The organism is Janthinobacterium saanense (assembly GCF_014200675.1).
GTDB lineage: Bacteria > Pseudomonadota > Gammaproteobacteria > Burkholderiales > Burkholderiaceae_D > Janthinobacterium.
This window is the reverse complement of sequence record NZ_JACHCI010000008.1, coordinates 128,638-142,229: the sequence shown is the minus strand read 5'-3', so window position 1 is coordinate 142,229 and position 13,592 is coordinate 128,638. Positions and strand designations below refer to the sequence as shown.

Below are 13,592 nucleotides of genomic sequence, written 5' to 3'. Positions count from 1 at the left end.
TTGATGCCAGGAATCACCGTGAGTACTATGGAAAATGCAGAACAGATGGAAGTGCGCTTCGTCGATATCGAAATCAAGCTGGCGCAGCAGGAAGACCTGGTCGAATCCTTGAACCAGATGGTGTACCAGCAGGGGCGCCGCATCGACCAGCTGGAAAAGATGCTGCACAAGCTAGGTGAACACGTGCGCGATGGCGCGCAGCAAGCCAATGGCGGCATGGTCAACGAGCGCCCGCCGCATTATTAAGCGATCAGCGTTCGAGCCAATCCAGGCTCTTGCCATCGGCCGCCTGCAGGTACAGGCATGTGCGGGTTTCCGTGATACCGGTCGTCAGCGGTGACGTCCCGCTCGGGTCTTGCAGGTCGGCCACAATCTGACCGTCTTCCGTGAAAGCCATCACGTGGCCATAAGGTTTGGGCAGGGGCCACAGCGCTTGCGGGATGCGCAGCATCATCTGGCGCAAGAATGGCTTTTGGTCCATGGCGTCGAGCTCATTGCGTTGTCCTGCCAGTCCCAGCCACAGCTTGCCGTCCAGGCCACGCATCAGGTTATCGGGGTAGCCAGGCAGATTGTCTAACAGCACACTGGCCTGCTCCGACGGCTGCGCCACGTCCAGCTGCGCTGCTTGCGCGGCAATTTTCCAGACCCGGTATCTTCCGCTCTCGGCCATCAATAGCGTTTGTTCGTCGGCACTCAAGGCGATGCCGTTGGCCAAGCTCAAGCCATAGGCAACGATGCGCGTTGCCTGCGTGGCGGGGTCGTATTCAAGCACCCTGCCGGTGGCCGATTGTTCCATGACGTCCAGCGTGGCCGCTGCCAGAGTGCTGCCCCAATCGGCTGCCGTAAAGCGTGTCGATGATTCGGTAAAATAAATCTTGCCAGTGCTGGCCACCACCACTGCATTGGTAAAGCGGATGGCGTGTCCATCGACGCTGTTGCTGAGGAGATTGACCTTGCCGTCGGGCGCTATCGATAGCAAGCCCTTGACGGCATCGGCTGCGATCAGATTGCCTTGTGCATCAAAGGCCAGGCCCAGGCTACGGCCACCGGTCGTCGCAAATACTTCTTGTGCGCCACCATCGGCGTCCATGCGCAAAATCTTGCCGCTGGCTACTGCCGTGTACAGCTTGCCATCGGGGCCGAAGACGATATGTTCGGGCCCTTGCTCGCCTTGCAGCAAAATGTGATGCCTGCCGGTCAATTTGCTGTTGGGCGCATGCACGCCCACATAGCCAGGCGCCACTGGCGCTTGCCAATTGACCGCGTGAATCGGGACGGGCCACAGGCTTAGATAGGCCGCCAGCGCCAGTATGACTAACATGATAATCCAGCGTATTTTTCGCACATGGTTTCCTGCAATGACGGTTGCGACAGGCCATCCTGCCGCTGCGCATCATGCTGGCATAGTTGTATCTGATAGGCAATAAATTATCATTTGAGCAGCGTAGTAGACGCGATCGACTTCACTTTTTATCAATACCGTATGAAAACTGCTCATTACCGTATGGATCGATACCATCGGTAGTTGCGAGTGACGCAAGAGTGTCATGCTGTTATGATTTCAAGTTGGCCCGCGACACAATCGCGGCTCTCTTGCGCTCTTTGAAAGAAGTCATGACCCGTCCAACCCTGCTCGTCATCGCCGCCAGCCTGATGCTGGCGCCAGCCGCTTTTGCCGCCACCAACGCGCCAGCCACTGCTTCGACCGCTGTCGCGGCAGCAGCCTTGCCTGCCTCGAATCCGTTTGCGCAAGTGAGCGCGCTGCCCTTCCATTACCCGCCGTTCGACAAGGTGCAGGACGCCGATTACGGACCCGCCTTTACGGCAGGCATGGCCGCCCACCTGGCGGAAATCAATGCCATCGCCAACAATCCAAAGGCCGCGACGTTTGACAACACCATCGTTGCCATGGAACGCTCGGGCCAGTTGCTGGGCCGCGTGCGCACCGTGTTTTCGGTGATGTCCGGCTCCAACACGAATGACACCATTCAGGGCCTGGAACGCGAGCTGGCGCCAAAAATGGCTGCCCACAGCGATGCGATCATGCTCAACGATAAATTGTTCCAACGCATCAGCACCTTGTACGCCAAGCGCGACAAGCTGGGCCTCGATGCAGAATCGAAACGCTTGCTGGAGCGCTACCACACCGATTTCGTCCGTGCGGGCGCCAAGCTGTCGGCCGCTGACAAAGACAAATTGAAATCGTACAACGGCCAGCTCGCTGCCCTGTCGACCAAGTTTGCACAGAACGTGCTGAAAGAATTGAACGCCTCGGCCATCGTGGTCGATACGCGTGAAGAGCTGGACGGTTTGTCGCCAGCCGCCATCGATGTGGCTGCCGGCCTGGCCAAGCAGCGCGGTCTCGACGGAAAATACGTGATCGCCCTGGTCAACACCACCGGCCAGGCGCCGCTGTCCTTGCTGACCAACCGTGCCTTGCGCGAGCGCATCATGGCCGCGTCGCAGGCCCGCGGCAGCCATGGCGGCGAGTTTGACAACCGGCAAGTGGTGCTGGACCTGGCACGCCTGCGTGCCGAGCGCGCCACCCTGATGGGCTACCCGAACTACGCCGCGTATTCGCTGGAAGATCAAACGGCAAAAACCACCACCGCCGTGAACGCCTTGCTGGGTGAGCTGGCCAAGCCAGCCGTCGACAATGCGCGCCGCGAAGCGGGCGATATCCAGAAAGTCATCGATGCGCAAAATGGCGGCTTCAAGGTCGCGGCCAGCGACTGGTCTTTCTACAGCGACAAGGTGCGCGCCGAACGCTACAGCTTTGACGAAAGCCAGCTGAAGCCGTATTTTGAAATGCACAGCGTGCTGACCAAGGGCGTCTTCGTTGCCGCCGGCAAACTGTATGGCTTGAGCTTCAAGCAACGCACCGACTTGCCTGTCTACAATGCCGACATGCTGGTCTACGATGTGTTCAATGAAGACGGCACGCAACTGGCCATCTTCACCCTGGACCCGTATGCGCGCGGCAACAAGCGCGGCGGCGCCTGGGCGAACGCCTATGTCAGCCAATCGGCCTTGCTGGGCAACAAGCCGGTGATCGCCAATAACCTGAACATTCCAAAGCCGGAAGCGGGCCAGCCGACCTTGATGACGTTTGACGAAGTCACCACCATGTTCCACGAATTCGGCCATGCGCTGCACGGCATGTTCTCGAACGTGAAATATCCGCGTTTCTCGGGCACCAGCGTGCCGCGCGACTTCGTGGAATACCCATCGCAAGTCAATGAAATGTGGGCCCTGTGGCCGGAAGTGCTGCAAAACTACGCCAGGCACTACCAGACCGGTGCGCCGATTCCTGCCGAATTGCTGGCGAAAGTCACGGCAGCCGACAATTTCAACCAAGGTTACAAAACCACCGAATACCTGGCGTCGGCCCTGCTGGACCAGCGCTGGCACCAGCTGACCCCGGCCCAGATCCCGACCGACGTATTGGCGTTTGAAAAGACGGCCTTGACGGACGCCGGCATCGATTACGCGCCGGCGCCACCGCGCTACCGCACCACGTACTTCTCGCACGCATTTGCGGGCGGCTATTCGGCTGGCTACTACGCCTATCTGTGGTCGGAAAAACTGGACGCTGATACGGTTGAGTGGTTCAAGGAAAACGGCGGATTGACGCGCAAGAATGGCGACTGGTTCCGTGCCAAGCTGCTGTCGCGCGGCGGCAGCGCCGATGCGCTGGACATCTACCGCAACTTCCGCGGCCGCGATGCGCAGATCGAACCTTTGCTGAAACGCCGTGGTTTGAATGTAAAGTAAGAAATAGGTAAATACTTAAGTAAGTGCTTGAATGATAATCTCGGGATGATTTGCCGGGTTTATCAAAAAACGGTCGCCCTTGTCTGGCGGCCGTTTTTATTTGGTAAATCGTTTTCAAAACCGTTGAAAAACGCTCAGTGCAAGCCACTTGCAGCTGTTCAGTGACGCCAATCTTTCATGCTGATATGATTTGACGCTTGGTCCGCAGCACAGTTGCCTGTGGTTCTACCCCGCTCCCAGAGAAAGATCTTATGACCCGTCCTACATTGCTCGTCATCGCCGCCAGCCTGATGCTGGCTCAAGTTGCCTATGCCGCAACGCCTGCAGCCGCAACGGCGAGTGCACCGACCAGCGCCGCGTTTTCGGCCTCGAACCCCTTCTTCAAGGCGAGCCCGCTGCCGTTCCAGATGCCGCAATTTGGTCTGATCAAGAACGAGCACTATGTGCCAGCGTTTCTGGAAGGCATGAAGCGCCAGACGGCGGAAGTGAACCACATCGCCAACAATCCTAAACCAGCCACTTTCGACAACACCATCGTGGCGCTGGAGCGCAGCGGCCAGTTGCTGCACCGTGTGAACAGCATCTTCAGCAATATGGCAGGCGCCAACACGAATGACGAGATCGACAAGATCAACGTGGACATCGCGCCGAAACTGGCGGCCCACGACGACAGCATCCACCTGAACGCCAAACTGTTTGCGCGTATCGAAGCGCTGTACGACCAGCGCGACAAGCTGGCCCTGGATGCTGAATCGGTGCGCCTGCTGGAACGCTACCATACCGATTTCGTCCGCGCCGGCGCCAAGCTGTCGGCCGCCGACCAGGAAAAACTGAAAGCCTATAACGGCGAACTGGCTGCACTGCAAACCACCTTCCTGCAAAACGTCTTGAAAGAAGCCAACGCCAAGGGCCTGGTGGTCGATACCCGCGCCGAACTGGACGGCATGACGGCCAGCGACATCGATACGGCTGCCGCCGAAGCGAAAAAACGCGGCCTGGACGGCAAATTTGTGATCGCGCTGACCAACACCTCGGGCCAGGCGCCACTGGGCGTGCTGACCAACCGCAATACCCGCACCCGCTTGATGCAAGCCTCGCTGAACCGTGGCATCCAGGGCGGCGAATTCGACAACCGCGGCGTGGTCCTGAAACTGGCCAAGCTGCGCGCCGACCGGGCTGCCTTGCTGGGCTACCCGAACTATGCGGCCTACTCGCTGGAAGATGAAACCATCAAGAACACGCAGACCGTCAACACCCTGCTGTCCGAACTGGCCAAGCCAGCTGTTGCCAATGCGCACCGCGAAGCGGCGGATCTGCAAAAACTGATCGATGCCGACAAGGGTGGTTTCCAGGTTGAAGCGCAAGACTGGGCGATCTACACCGACAAGCTGCGCGCCGAGCGTTTCCACTTTGATGAAAATCAGCTGAAGCCATACCTGGAACTGAACAACGTGTTGACCAACGGCGTGTTCTTCGCTGCCAACAAGTTGTACGGCATCACCTTCAAGGAACGCAAGGACTTGCCGGTCTACAACCCGGACGTGCGCGTATATGACGTGTTCGACGCCAACGGCAAGCCGCTGGCCATTTTCCTGGAAGACTTCTATGCGCGCGGCAACAAGCAAGGCGGCGCCTGGATGAATGAATACGTGTCGCAATCGGGCTTGCTGAACACCCACCCGGTGATCGCCAATCAGCTGAATATTCCAAAACCACCGGCTGGCCAGCCTACCTTGCTGACGTTCGATGAAGTTACCACCATGTTCCACGAATTCGGCCATGCGCTGCACGGCATGTTCTCGAACGTGAAATATCCATACTTCTCGGGTACCAATGTGCCGCGCGACTTCGTGGAATACCCATCGCAATTCAATGAAACCTGGGCTGTGTGGCCAGAAGTGCTGCAAAACTACGCCAAGCATTACCAGACCGGCGCCCCGATGCCGCAAGATTTGCTCGACAAGGTCAAGGCCGCCAAGAAATTCAACCAGGGCTTCATGACGACGGAATACATCGCTGCAGCCTTGCTGGATCAGCGCTGGCACCAGCTGAGCCCGTCGCAAATCCCGACCGACGTGGTGGCGTTTGAAGCTGCTGCCTTGAAAGACGCGGGCGTCGATTTCCCACCGGTGCCACCGCGCTACCGCACCACGTATTTCTCGCACAGCTTCAATGGCGAGTACTCGGCGGCGTACTACGCTTACCTGTGGTCGGAAAAACTGGACGCCGATACGGCTGAGTGGTTCAAGGAAAACGGCGGCCTGACACGCAAGAACGGCGACTGGTTCCGTAGCCAGCTGCTGTCGCGCGGCGGCAGCGTCGATGCGCTGCAGCTGTACCGCAACTTCCGCGGCCGTGACGCCAAGATCGAACCGCTGCTGGAAAGCCGTGGTTTGAACACCAAGTAAGCGGAGGCATCGTTACGCTTGCGCTGCGTCGTACAGCGCTCGCAAGCGTAACGTACCAGGACGCTAAAATTGGGTAAGATGCATGGTAGTGAGTGATGGTAGTTAGTGAGTAGACCGGTAGCAGAAAGAGAACATGAGTCAGCAAGATTTGAATGGCGTCACCCTGGAAGCCATCGTGACGCGCCTGCAAGCCCATTATGGCTGGGATGGCCTGGGCAAGCGGATCGATATCAATTGTTTTATCAGCGATCCCAGCATCAAGTCTAGCCTGAAGTTTTTACGCAAGACGCCGTGGGCCAGGAGCAAGGTCGAACAGTTATACCTGGACACGCAATTTACCGACTGACAGGAAGAGACATGGATAGCAAACTCAAGGAATCGTTACAACAGCTGCACTCGAGCATCGAGACCGGCGGCCCCGTCGATGAAGAATTGCATGGTTTGCTGCAGAAACTCGACGGCGACATCCAGCTGCTGCTGGCCAAGCGCGCGGCGCAGGAACAACTGGCTGATCTGGAAGACTCGACCACCTACGGCCTGGCCGAACGCAGCCAGGAATTGTCGGCCAAATTTGCCGTGAAGCATCCGAAGCTGGAACCTGCTTTACGTGAGCTGGGCGAGATTCTTGCCAACATGGGTATTTGATGCAGCTCTGAATTGGGGTCCGTCGCTTCGCGATCGCAATGCGCCCCACTGGGGCGCATTGCCCCAGAGGGTCTGACCCCAAGTAATTGAAAATAAAACGTTTTTTTCGCTGAAATACGACAGTGAAAATCGGCCCCTCCGGCTGAAAGGGGCCAATTCCGGTACAATCCGTACCCTATGAGCTCCCCTACCAATTTATTTGCGACCGTTCCCAAGCGGTCTGCCCGCGCTGCCGTTGCGCCTTTCCTGCCCATGTCACGCGCCGAGATGGACGCGCTGGGCTGGGACGTCTGCGACGTCGTCCTCGTCACCGGCGACGCCTATATCGACCATCCGAGTTTCGGCATGGCCCTGGTCGGCCGCCTGCTTGAAGCGCAGGGCTATCGCGTAGGCATTATCAGCCAGCCGGACTGGCTGTCGGCCGACGCCTTCCGCATATTGGGCAAGCCGCGCCTGTATTACGGCATTACCGCTGGCAATATGGATTCCATGGTCAACCAGTACACGGCCGACCGCAAGATCCGCTCCGACGATGCCTACACGGCCAATGGGGAACCGAACAAGCGCCCGGACCGCGCCGTCACCGTCTACGCCCAGCGCGCGCGTGAAGCGTACCCGGACGTGCCGATTGTCATCGGCAGTATCGAGGCGTCCTTGCGCCGCATCGCCCATTACGATTACTGGTCGGACAAGGTCCGCCGTTCCGTCTTGCCCGATTCCAAGGCCGATTTGCTGATCTTCGGCAATGCCGAGCGCGCGCTGGTCGACCTGACCCACCGCCTGGCTGCCGGCGAAAACATCAAGGATATCCGCGACTTGCGCGGCACGGGCTTCATGGTGCCGTCCGGCTGGTTGCCTGGCGACGACTGGGGCGTGCACAATTCCACCCGCGTCGATGTGCCCGGCAAGGTCGATCCGCACTACAGCCCGTACGCAATGGTGCAGGAAGACAAGTCTGCCTGCGCCACGGAAAACGCGGCCAAGTCGGCCGAAGTGATCAAGCCGATACGCATCATGAGCCGCGAAGAGCGCCTGGCGATGGCCAAGGAAAAGCACGACAAGACGGTGGTGCGCCTGCCTGCCTACGACGTCGTCAAGGATGACCCGGTGATGTATGCGCACGCTTCGCGCGTGTTCCACCTGGAATCGAATCCCGGCAATGCGCGTGCCATGGTGCAGGCGCATGGTGAACGCGACGTGTGGCTGAACCCGCCACCGCTGCCGCTGGCGATGGACGAGATGGATGGCGTGTACGACATGAATTACGCGCGCGCTCCGCACCCAAGTTACGGCAAGGCACATATCCCGGCCTGGGAAATGATACGTTTTTCCGTCAACATCATGCGCGGCTGTTTTGGCGGCTGCACCTTCTGTTCGATTACCGAGCATGAAGGCCGCATCATCCAGAGCCGTTCGGAACCATCGATCCTGCGCGAAATCGAGCATATCCGCGATAAAACCAAAGGCTTTACGGGCACCATTTCCGATATGGGCGGCCCGACCGCCAATATGTACCGCCTGGCTTGCAAGGACAAAGAGATTGAAGTCTCATGCCGCCGTTTGTCCTGCGTGTACCCGTCGATCTGCGTCAACCTGGGTACCGACCATAGCAAGCTGATCTCGCTGTACCGCAAGGCGCGGGCGATTCCTGGCATCAAGAAAGTCTTGATCAGCTCAGGCTTGCGCTACGACCTGGCCGTGCGTTCGCCCGAGTATGTGAAGGAACTGGTGACGCACCACGTGGGCGGCTTGCTGAAGATTGCGCCCGAGCATACGGAAGAGGGCACTTTGTCGAAGATGATGAAGCCCGGCATCGGCGCCTATGATGAATTCAAGGAAATGTTCGACCGTTTCTCGCTGGAAGCAGGCAAGAAGCAATACCTGATTCCCTACTTCATCGCCGCCCATCCGGGTACCACCGACCTGGATATGCTGAACCTGGCACTGTGGCTGAAGAAAAACAATTTTAAGCTCGACCAGGTGCAAACCTTCATGCCTACGCCGATGGCGATGGCCACCACCATGTATCACTCGCGCAAGAATCCGCTGCGCAAGGTCACGGCTGATTCGGAAGCGGTGGAAACGGCCCGCAGCGGCAAGATCCGCCGCACGCATAAAGCGTTCCTGCGCTACCAGGACCCGGCCAACTGGCCTATCCTGCGCGAAGCGCTGGTGAACATGGGGCGTGGCGACTTGATCGGCAATGGCGACAAGCACTTGATCCCGGCCTGGACTTCGTCCGAAGCGGGCGGCCTGGCCGCTGGCGAACGCAGCCGCCAGACGCATGGCGCCGGCACGCCGGACAAGTTCAAGGTGACGCCAGGCAAGAACCGTATCGCCCTGGGCGGCACGGCAGCCGCACCGAAGGCCACAGCCGTCGAATCGAAAGTGCGTCCATCGATCCTGTCGACCATCAAGACCCGTGCCAAGCCCGCTGCCGCTCCTGTCGGTCGTGGCGGCAAGCCTCCCGCCAAGGGGGGCACTCCTGCCCGCAGCGGCCGCAGATAAGCGGCCTCATCTACACCGAACCCGGCCATGCGCCGGGTTTTTTTTATGGACAGGCCTATAGCGTTTTATCTTGATGCAAAGATAGTTGATGCATTTGCCTGCTTCCCTCCCTGCCTGGGGCGATATTATTCTCACCGCACTGGCGCCCCTGATCTGGGGCGCCACTTATATCGTCACCTCTGAATTGCTGACACCGGGCCGCCCTTCACGGCCGCGCTGATCCGCGTCTTGCCGGCCGGCCTGACGCTGGCTCCCGTGGCCTGGCTGGTCGACGCTCCCTTGCCTGCCTTATCTCTGCAGCAAGTGCTGGCCTACGCCTATTTGTGCCTGGCGGGCGCCTTGCTGGCGTACGCACTGTGGTTTCGCGGCATTGCCCGCCTGGCGCCCGTGGCCATCTCATCCCTGGGTCTGCTTAGCCCCTTGATGGCAGTGATGCTGGGCTTGCTGATGGTGCTGGTCAGCGTGCTGGCCGTGCAGTGGGCCAGCGCCAAGTCTTGAGATAGTTTCCACAGGGTATTTTTGCTGCACCGCACCGTCGGTTTCGCTTGCACTCGAATAGGGCATTGAGGCACTATTTGTGTCGCGCAAACGTTTGCGCGACGCGAAATTCCAAAAAAGCATCGCTTTGACGTGCTAACCCAACAACTCTGGAGACTGTCATGACATCCCGTATTCGCCTGAAAATGATTGCTGCCGCTGCTCTCGTCTGCGTCCTGCCTGCCTTGCCGGCGATGGCGCAGACGGCGGCCAAACCGAAGGTTGCGCTGGTGATGAAGTCGCTCGCCAATGAATTCTTCCTGACCATGGAAGACGGCGCCAAGGCACATCAGAAAGCCCACGCGGCGCAGTACGATTTGCTGTCGAACGGCATCAAGGATGAAACAGACACGTCGAGCCAGATCAAGCTGGTCGAGCAAATGATCGTCTCGCGCGTCAACGCGCTGGTGATCGCGCCGGCCGATTCGAAAGCGCTGGTGCCAGTGCTGAAAAAAGCCATCGATGCGGGTATTCTCGTCGTCAATATCGACAACAAGCTCGATGCGGGCGCCTTGAAAGAGAAGGGCATTTCCGTGCCATTCGTGGGCCCGGACAACCGCAAGGCGGCCAAAGCCGTCGGTGATTACCTGGCCAAGCAAATCAAGAAGGGCGACCCGGTCGGCATTATCGAAGGCGTGTCCACCACCTACAACGCGCAGCAGCGCACCCTGGGTTACCAGGACGCGATGACGGCGGCCGGCGCCAAAGTGGTCAGCCTGCAATCGGGCCAGTGGGAAATCGCGCCTGCCAACACGGTGGCGGCCGCCATGCTGAACGCCAATCCGAATATCAAGGCTTTGCTGTGCGGTAACGACAATATGGCCATCGGCGCGATTGCCGCCATCAAGGCTGCCGGCAAGACGGGCAAGGTACTGGTGGTGGGCTATGACAACATCAACGCCATCAAGCCGATGCTGGCCGATGGCCGCGTGCTGGCCACTGCCGACCAGTTCGGCTCGCAGCAAGCCGCGTTCGCCATCGACGCCGTGTTGAAAGCATTGAAAGAGAAAAAGAAACAGTCGGAACTGGGCGGCACCATCGAAACCAAGGTGGAACTGGTGACCAAGGGCACGAAGTCCTGATCGTTTGATCCCGCCGGGGCCAGCGCCATCGTCAATGCGGGCGCCGGCCCCGTTTGCCCTTTTTCGCGGAGCCCTCATGCCCACCGATATTTCTCCGGCGCAGTCTGACGCCATCCCTTTGTTGACTCTGGATAACATCGGCAAGTCCTATGTCGGCCCCGTGCTGGGCGGCGTGGCCCTGCGCTTTTCTCCTGGCCAGGTGCTGGCGCTGACCGGTGAAAACGGCGCGGGCAAGAGCACCTTGTCCAAGATCATCTGTGGCCTGGAACCGGCCACCACGGGCAGCATGCTGCTCGACGGCAAACCGTACCAGCCAGCCACGCGCGGTGCGGCCGAGGCGCTGGGTATCCGCATGGTGATGCAGGAATTGAATCTGATTCCCACCCTGTCGATCGCCGAAAACCTGTACCTGAAAAACCTGCCGCAGCGTTTCGGCTGGATAGACCGTGGCCGCCTGGAGCGCGATGCGCGCGAGCAGATGGAAAAAGTCGGCCTGGGCGGACTCGACCCATGGACCCTGGTGGGCGAACTGGGTATCGGTCACCAGCAAATGATCGAGATCGCGCGCAACCTGATCGGTAGCTGCCGCTTGCTGGTGCTCGATGAACCGACCGCCATGCTGACGCACCGCGAAGTCGAATTGCTGTTCCTGCAGATTGAACGCCTGAAGGCCGAAGGCGTGGCCATCATTTATATTTCGCACCGCCTGGAAGAACTCAAGCGCGTGGCCGACCGCATTGCCGTGCTGCGCGATGGCCAGCTGGTGTGCGACGATAATATCGCAGATTATTCGGCCGCCGACCTGGTCAGCCTGATGGTGGGCCGCTCGGCCGACGATGCGGTGGACTTGAGCGGGCGCACCATCGGTGCGCCGCTGCTGCGCGTGCGGGGACTGGCGCGTGGCAGCGTGGTGCACCCGACCTCGTTTGATGTGCGTTCCGGCGAGATACTCGGCATCGCCGGCCTGATCGGTTCGGGCCGCACGGAATTGCTGCGCCTGATCTTTGGCGCCGACCGCGCGGACGCTGGGCAAGTGTTTCTGGGCGATAGCGAGATTCCCGCCGCCCTGGGCTCGCCGCAGGCCGCTGTCAAGGCCGGTATCGCCATGATCACGGAAGACCGCAAGGGACAAGGCTTGCTGCTGCGCCAGTCGATTGCCATCAACACGACGCTGGCCTCGCTCGACACCGTCAGCAGTGCCGGCTGGCTCAATGAGGCGGCAGAAGCAACGGTGGCCGACGACTACATCGCCCAGCTTGGCGTGCGATCGCGCAACAGCGCCCAAACGGTGGCCGAATTGTCGGGCGGCAACCAGCAAAAAGTGGTGATCGCCCGCTGGCTGTACCGCGATTGCCCCGTGATGCTGTTCGACGAACCCACGCGCGGCATCGATATCGGCGCCAAGTTTGACATTTATCAGGTGCTGGCTGAACAGGCGCGCCAGGGCAAGGGCCTGGTGATTGTCTCCAGCGACTTGCGTGAACTGATGCTGATCTGCGACCGTATCGCCGTGATGAGCGCGGGCAAGATCGTCGAGACCTTCGAGCGCGGCGCCTGGAGCCAGGATGCGCTGCTGTCGGCCGCCTTCTCCGGTTATTTGCATTCCTCTTCTTCTGACAACCCCGCCGCTGCGGCCTGATGCCGCCGGAAAGATTCCCATGACGACTACTTCTTCCCCTAGCTATCTGCAGCGCAGCCTGGCCGACCTGAAAAACTATGCGGGCCTGATCGGTGCGCTGCTGGCCATGTGTCTGCTGTTCTCGTTTGCCAGCGAAAACTTCTTTACCCTGGCCACCCTCAGCACCTTGTCCAACGATATTCCTACTTTGGTGGTGATGGCGGTCGGCATGACCTTTGTCCTGATCATCGGCGGCATCGATCTGTCGGTGGGTTCCGTGATGGCGCTGGCCGCGTCCGTGTTGTCGCTGGCCACCGTGCACTGGGGCTGGCCCGTGTGGAGTTCGGCCTTGCTGGGCATGCTGGTGGCGGCCGTATGCGGTTCCATCACGGGCTTGATTTCGGTCGGCTGGCGCATCCCTTCCTTCATCGTGTCGCTGGGCGTGCTGGAAATGGCGCGCGGCATGGCCTATCAGGTGACCAATTCGCGCACCGAATATATCGGCAGCGCTGTCGACGGCATCAGCTCGCCTATCTTGTTTGGCTTGTCGCCTGCCTTTATCGCCTCGATTGCCATCGTTGTCATCGGCCATTTGGTGTTGACACGCACGGTGCTGGGCCGTCACTGGATCGGCATCGGCACCAATGAAGAAGCGGTGCGTTTGTCCGGCATCAACCCGAAACCGTCGAAAGTGCTGGTCTTCGCCTTGATGGGCTTGCTGGCAGGCGTCGGTGCGCTGTTCCAGGTGTCGCGCCTGGAAGCGGCCGATCCGAATGGCGGCGTGGGCATGGAATTGCAAGTGATCGCCGCCGTGGTGATCGGCGGCACGAGCTTGATGGGTGGCCGTGGTTCCGTCATCAGCACCTTTATTGGCGTATTGATCATTTCCGTGCTGGAAGCGGGCCTGGCGCAAGTGGGCGTTTCCGAACCGGTCAAGCGTATCATCACGGGCCTGGTGATCGTCGCTGCCGTCGTGCTCGACACCTATCGCCGCCGCGGCGAGCGCGCGTAGCCGCAAAC

At 59.7% G+C, this 13,592-nt stretch carries 12 protein-coding genes; 11 read left to right on the top strand and 1 reads right to left on the bottom strand.

Annotation, left to right across the window (positions count from 1 at the left end; all coding sequences use genetic code 11):
- Window positions 1-27: 27 nt before the first annotated feature.
- Window positions 28-246: a SlyX family protein gene (locus HDE72_RS13340; RefSeq protein WP_183741702.1), complete on the top strand. Its 219-nt coding sequence runs from the start codon at window positions 28-30 to the stop codon at window positions 244-246.
- A 4-nt stretch (window positions 247-250) separates the two neighbouring features.
- Here the strand turns inward: HDE72_RS13340 and HDE72_RS13335 are convergent, their stop codons facing one another.
- Entirely contained in the window at window positions 251-1,321 is a 1,071-nt protein-coding gene (locus HDE72_RS13335; protein ID WP_183741558.1) for an SMP-30/gluconolactonase/LRE family protein, read from the bottom strand.
- Between the two features lie 293 nt (window positions 1,322-1,614).
- Between HDE72_RS13335 and HDE72_RS13330 the strand changes: the two genes are divergently transcribed.
- The 10 genes from HDE72_RS13330 (at window position 1,615) to HDE72_RS13290 (ending at window position 13,584) form a co-directional block, all read left to right on the top strand.
- Window positions 1,615-3,774 carry a M3 family metallopeptidase gene (locus tag HDE72_RS13330; RefSeq protein WP_183741556.1) on the top strand — a complete coding sequence of 720 codons (2,160 nt, stop codon included), beginning with the start codon at window positions 1,615-1,617 and terminating at the stop codon, window positions 3,772-3,774.
- 251 nt (window positions 3,775-4,025) lie between these two features.
- A complete protein-coding gene (locus HDE72_RS13325; protein ID WP_183741554.1) occupies window positions 4,026-6,182 on the top strand; it encodes a M3 family metallopeptidase in 2,157 nt (718 codons plus the stop codon).
- A gap of 133 nt (window positions 6,183-6,315) precedes the next feature.
- Entirely contained in the window at window positions 6,316-6,528 is a 213-nt protein-coding gene (locus HDE72_RS13320) for a VF530 family protein (RefSeq protein ID WP_183682627.1), read from the top strand.
- 11 nt (window positions 6,529-6,539) lie between these two features.
- Window positions 6,540-6,827 (top strand): DUF4404 family protein, encoded by a 288-nt coding sequence (locus tag HDE72_RS13315; protein ID WP_183741552.1) that lies wholly within the window; start codon window positions 6,540-6,542, stop codon window positions 6,825-6,827.
- A 252-nt stretch (window positions 6,828-7,079) separates the two neighbouring features.
- Window positions 7,080-9,335: a YgiQ family radical SAM protein gene (locus HDE72_RS13310; protein ID WP_221291265.1), complete on the top strand. Its 2,256-nt coding sequence runs from the start codon at window positions 7,080-7,082 to the stop codon at window positions 9,333-9,335.
- Between the two features lie 88 nt (window positions 9,336-9,423).
- A complete protein-coding gene (locus HDE72_RS28075) occupies window positions 9,424-9,555 on the top strand; it encodes a hypothetical protein (RefSeq protein ID WP_260176679.1) in 132 nt (43 codons plus the stop codon).
- Between the two features lie 8 nt (window positions 9,556-9,563).
- The gene (locus HDE72_RS13305) at window positions 9,564-9,833 is read left to right on the top strand and encodes an EamA family transporter (protein ID WP_260176678.1); all 270 of its coding nucleotides are present in this window, start codon (window positions 9,564-9,566) and stop codon (window positions 9,831-9,833) included.
- Between the two features lie 161 nt (window positions 9,834-9,994).
- Window positions 9,995-10,954, top strand: a complete 960-nt coding sequence (locus HDE72_RS13300) for a sugar ABC transporter substrate-binding protein (protein WP_183741548.1) — start codon at window positions 9,995-9,997, stop codon at window positions 10,952-10,954.
- Between the two features lie 76 nt (window positions 10,955-11,030).
- On the top strand, window positions 11,031-12,593 hold the full coding sequence (locus HDE72_RS13295; RefSeq protein WP_183741546.1) for a sugar ABC transporter ATP-binding protein: 1,563 nt from the start codon (window positions 11,031-11,033) through the stop codon (window positions 12,591-12,593).
- Between the two features lie 19 nt (window positions 12,594-12,612).
- Window positions 12,613-13,584 (top strand): ABC transporter permease, encoded by a 972-nt coding sequence (locus HDE72_RS13290; RefSeq protein ID WP_183741544.1) that lies wholly within the window; start codon window positions 12,613-12,615, stop codon window positions 13,582-13,584.
- Window positions 13,585-13,592 lie beyond the last annotated feature (8 nt).

Excerpts from the sequence above, each read along its gene's own strand:
- HDE72_RS13320 (WP_183682627.1), top strand. The coding sequence starts at position 6,316 with ATGAGTCAGCAAGATTTGAATGGCGTCACCCTGGAAGCCATCGTGACG.
- HDE72_RS13300 (WP_183741548.1), top strand. The coding sequence starts at position 9,995 with ATGACATCCCGTATTCGCCTGAAAATGATTGCTGCCGCTGCTCTCGTC.
- HDE72_RS13315 (WP_183741552.1), top strand. The coding sequence starts at position 6,540 with ATGGATAGCAAACTCAAGGAATCGTTACAACAGCTGCACTCGAGCATC.
- HDE72_RS13325 (WP_183741554.1), top strand. The coding sequence starts at position 4,026 with ATGACCCGTCCTACATTGCTCGTCATCGCCGCCAGCCTGATGCTGGCT.
- HDE72_RS13295 (WP_183741546.1), top strand. The coding sequence starts at position 11,031 with ATGCCCACCGATATTTCTCCGGCGCAGTCTGACGCCATCCCTTTGTTG.
- HDE72_RS13310 (WP_221291265.1), top strand. The coding sequence starts at position 7,080 with ATGTCACGCGCCGAGATGGACGCGCTGGGCTGGGACGTCTGCGACGTC.
- HDE72_RS13335 (WP_183741558.1), bottom strand. The coding sequence starts at position 1,321 with ATGTTAGTCATACTGGCGCTGGCGGCCTATCTAAGCCTGTGGCCCGTC.
- HDE72_RS13290 (WP_183741544.1), top strand. The coding sequence starts at position 12,613 with ATGACGACTACTTCTTCCCCTAGCTATCTGCAGCGCAGCCTGGCCGAC.
- HDE72_RS28075 (WP_260176679.1), top strand. The coding sequence starts at position 9,424 with ATGCATTTGCCTGCTTCCCTCCCTGCCTGGGGCGATATTATTCTCACC.
- HDE72_RS13330 (WP_183741556.1), top strand. The coding sequence starts at position 1,615 with ATGACCCGTCCAACCCTGCTCGTCATCGCCGCCAGCCTGATGCTGGCG.
- HDE72_RS13340 (WP_183741702.1), top strand. The coding sequence starts at position 28 with ATGGAAAATGCAGAACAGATGGAAGTGCGCTTCGTCGATATCGAAATC.